The organism is Nocardia nepalensis (assembly GCF_048910785.1).
GTDB lineage: Bacteria > Actinomycetota > Actinomycetes > Mycobacteriales > Mycobacteriaceae > Nocardia > Nocardia nepalensis.
The window spans coordinates 1-3,719 of sequence record NZ_JBKBET010000026.1; the positions used below are offsets into that span (position 1 = coordinate 1).

3 protein-coding genes and 1 pseudogene are annotated in these 3,719 nt (G+C 62.1%); 2 read left to right on the plus strand and 2 right to left on the minus strand.

From position 1 onward, the window contains the following. Positions 1-1,260: hypothetical protein (locus ACHQ4I_RS20645; protein WP_420773437.1), on the minus strand; the 1,260-nt coding region annotated here is incomplete at its 3' end. Positions 1,261-1,337: 77 nt separating this feature from the next. Between ACHQ4I_RS20645 and ACHQ4I_RS20650 the strand changes: the two are divergent. Continuing rightward, a pseudogene (locus ACHQ4I_RS20650) lies at positions 1,338-1,532 on the plus strand (response regulator transcription factor); the annotation flags it as partial. Positions 1,533-1,553: 21 nt separating this feature from the next. Here the strand turns inward: ACHQ4I_RS20650 and ACHQ4I_RS20655 are convergent. Continuing rightward, the gene (locus ACHQ4I_RS20655) at positions 1,554-1,853 is read right to left on the minus strand and encodes an N-acetylmuramoyl-L-alanine amidase-like domain-containing protein (RefSeq protein ID WP_420773438.1); all 300 of its coding nucleotides are present in this window, start codon (positions 1,851-1,853) and stop codon (positions 1,554-1,556) included. A gap of 684 nt (positions 1,854-2,537) precedes the next feature. Here ACHQ4I_RS20655 and ACHQ4I_RS20660 point away from each other — a divergent pair. After that, the coding region (locus tag ACHQ4I_RS20660; RefSeq protein WP_420773439.1) for a hypothetical protein at positions 2,538-3,719 on the plus strand (1,182 nt) is incomplete at its 3' end.

Sequence of the window (3,719 nt, forward strand, 5' to 3'; positions counted from 1 at the left end):
GCCGCTCCCAGCACCGTTGCCGCCGTTGTTGCCTCCGGTTCCCCCGCCACCGCCTGTGCCACCATTGTTGGCGGGTGCCACGGTATTCGGGTCGACGAATTCGGGGACCTGGCCGATGAGTTGACGCATCTCGGCGACGAAACCTTTGTTGTTACTGGTGTCATCGCCCTTGTCCCACCACTGCTGAGCATAGGTTTGGGCCTGATCACCGGACCGGCCGCTCTTGGCGACATAGTTGACCGTGCCGTTGGTGTTCAACTTGATCTGGTCGTAACGGGGAACGTGACCGTAGATGAACGCCAAGAAGTTGGCGGTGTTCCCCACGACATGAGACATGTCGACCATGCCCGCCCGCAACGTTTCGGCGGTACCGAGGTATTTGTCGAGCGAGGCGATCGCCCGGTCGGCGCCCGCGCCCTGCCAGTGCCCCCGGGTGAACACGGGTTTGATGTTCTTGGTGAAGGTATCGATCGAGTTGCCCCAGATCTGGGACAGGGCCAGCCACTCACCCGACAACCACAGCATGTCACCACCGACCGAGCCCACGAGCATGGCGATGTTGGCGAAATCGTAGAGGTGCAGGGCGCCACCGAGTTCGATCAGCGGATCGATTCTGCCCTTGAGGGAGTTGTCGAAACTCACCCCGGAACTGGCGGTGGTCGACAAACCCGGCCCGTTCGCCCACGACACCGAGGACGCCGCATGATATTTCGAGATCTCGGGCCAATGATCACGCGCGTTCGGTGCGACGAAGGTGTTCGCGTTCTGTCCCTCGGTGATCGAGTACTTCTTGTTCGCCGCGGTGAAGGTGTTCGCGATATCGGTGACGATCGCTTGATGGTTACCCAGGATGTCGACCAGTTCAGGGTTCGCTTTGTCGAAGAACGCGTCCGACAGATGTTTCATGCTCAAGAACTGATAGGAACTGGCCGGGAACGGTTTCGGCTGGGCAGGCCGTTTCGGATCGGTACTGGATTGATTGTTGTAATACCAGTCGAACCTCGGTGGCATGTTCTTCCCGGTCACGAAATTGATCAACCCGAGGATGTCGGCGACCAGATCCTCACAATATCCGGTCAGTTTACCCAGCGCGGCACTGTCGACATTGAGGAGTTGGAGCTGACCGTTCTGGGCACTCTTCAACAATCCAGCCCAATCGGTCTGGTCGATACCCGCCGCCATCCTGCTCCTACCGTCAACTCCATTGCGTAGCGCTGTGTTTCTAACACCATCGGCACAGGCGGGCGCGCGCCCGCGCAACCGCCGAGCGGTCTGTACACCGGTTGTTCACCGAAGCCCCGCAGGCCTGTCTGCCGCGATGGCACCGCAGCCCATCCGACACCACGCTGAGCCCGCGCGAGATCGAGGTGCTGCGCCTGGTCGCCGACGGCAAGTCGAACCGAGAGATCGCCAAGGAGCTGTTCCTCAGCGAGACCACCGTGAAATCCCATCTGGTGCACATCTACGCCGAACTCGGGGTCCGCTCACGGACCTCGGCGGTGGCCCGCGCCCGCGAACAGGGCGCGATCTGAGTTACTGCGGGCGCAGGACGATCAAGCCGGGACGGTGCGGGCGTACTCGAAGAACGGTGAGTCGACCACCTTGTCGTTCGCCGCCAGCGAGGACGCGTTGTGGAACACCGGGCCGTTCGGCGTCTGGACGCAGATGCCGACGTGAGTGACGTCCAGTCCGGACGGGTCGGTGTAGGCGTCGATGTAGTCGCCCGTGCGGAGTTGGCCGGCGACCGCGTCGTCCACCGCGGCGGCGGGGATGTAGGTCATCGGCCGGTCCACCACCGGCAGGCAAGGGAGATACTGTCCGCCATCGGCTTTGGCGTTCAGGTACTTGGTCACCGGGACCGCCGCCGGGCTCAGCGCGCCGGATTCATGGTGGCCGGCCAGGACAGGCCGCGCTCCTCATACGCTGGCCGAGGTGAACTGCGAGTAACCCAATCGGCAGTCAGCGTCGAGTCCGGACTCGAAAGCCTGGAACTGTCTTGACCAGGTGCACCGGCCGTCCGCCCCTACCGTTACTCCGTTGCGCAGCACTGTGTTTCGAAGACCACCGCACAGGCAGGCGCGCGCCCGCGCAACCGCCGAGCGGTCGGTACACCGGCTGTTCACCGAAGCCCCGACAACCGATCTGCCTACCACCGAGAACGATCGGGAACCGGTTCGAGCTCACAGACTGCGGGAGCACCACCGCGAATCGCGCCTGGCAGCAAGTCCTGTACCCACGCAGTAGAAGGGCTCGCTCGAGGCGACAAGTTCAGAGGCAGCGGAGGCGGTGATCCTGTCGATCCGGCAGGTGCTGCGCCGCGGGATTCGGTTCGCCGGCTTGGAGCGGCAGGCCTCGATCTTCCCCCGCTAGGGCGGGGCCGGAGGCGCACGCAGTGGCCGACCGAGGCTTGAAGTGCGCGGCACTAGCCGAGGTGAACTGCGAGTAACCAATCAGTAGTCGCCGTCGGGTCCGACTCGAAAACCCGGAACCGTCGTGATTAGGTGCTCCCGCAGCAGCGACGAAGTGGTAGGAGCAGGATGGCGGCGGGTATCGACCAGACCGATTGGGCTGGATTGTTGAAGAGTGCCCAGAACGGTCAGCTCCAACTCCTCAATGTCGACAGTGCCGCGCTGGGTAAACTGACCGGATATTGTGAGGATCTGGTCGCCGACATCCTCGGGTTGATCAATTTCGTGACCGGGAAGAACATGCCACCGAGGTTCGACTGGTATTACAACAATCAATCCAGTACCGATCCGAAACGGCCTGCCCAGCCGAAACCGTTCCCGGCCAGTTCCTATCAGTTCTTGAGCATGAAACATCTGTCGGACGCGTTCTTCGACAAAGCGAACCCTGAACTGGTCGACATCCTGGGTAACCATCAAGCGATCGTCACCGATATCGCGAACACCTTCACCGCGGCGAACAAGAAGTACTCGATCACCGAGGGACAGAACGCGAACACCTTCGTCGCACCGAACGCGCGTGATCATTGGCCCGAGATCTCGAAATATCATGCGGCGTCCTCGGTGTCGTGGGCGAACGGGCCGGGTTTGTCGACCACCGCCAGTTCCGGGGTGAGTTTCGACAACTCCCTCAAGGGCAGAATCGATCCGCTGATCGAACTCGGTGGCGCCCTGCACCTCTACGATTTCGCCAACATCGCCATGCTCGTGGGCTCGGTCGGTGGTGACATGCTGTGGTTGTCGGGTGAGTGGCTGGCCCTGTCCCAGATCTGGGGCAACTCGATCGATACCTTCACCAAGAACATCAAACCCGTGTTCACCCGGGGGCACTGGCAGGGCGCGGGCGCCGACCGGGCGATCGCCTCGCTCGACAAATACCTCGGTACCGCCGAAACGTTGCGGGCGGGCATGGTCGACATGTCTCATGTCGTGGGGAACACCGCCAACTTCTTGGCGTTCATCTACGGTCACGTTCCCCGTTACGACCAGATCAAGTTGAACACCAACGGCACGGTCAACTATGTCGCCAAGAGCGGCCGGTCCGGTGATCAGGCCCAAACCTATGCTCAGCAGTGGTGGGACAAGGGCGATGACACCAGTAACAACAAAGGTTTCGTCGCCGAGATGCGTCAACTCATCGGCCAGGTCCCCGAATTCGTCGACCCGAATACCGTGGCACCCGCCAACAATGGTGGCACAGGCGGTGGCGGGGGAACCGGAGGCAACAACGGCGGCAACGGTGCTGGGAGCGGC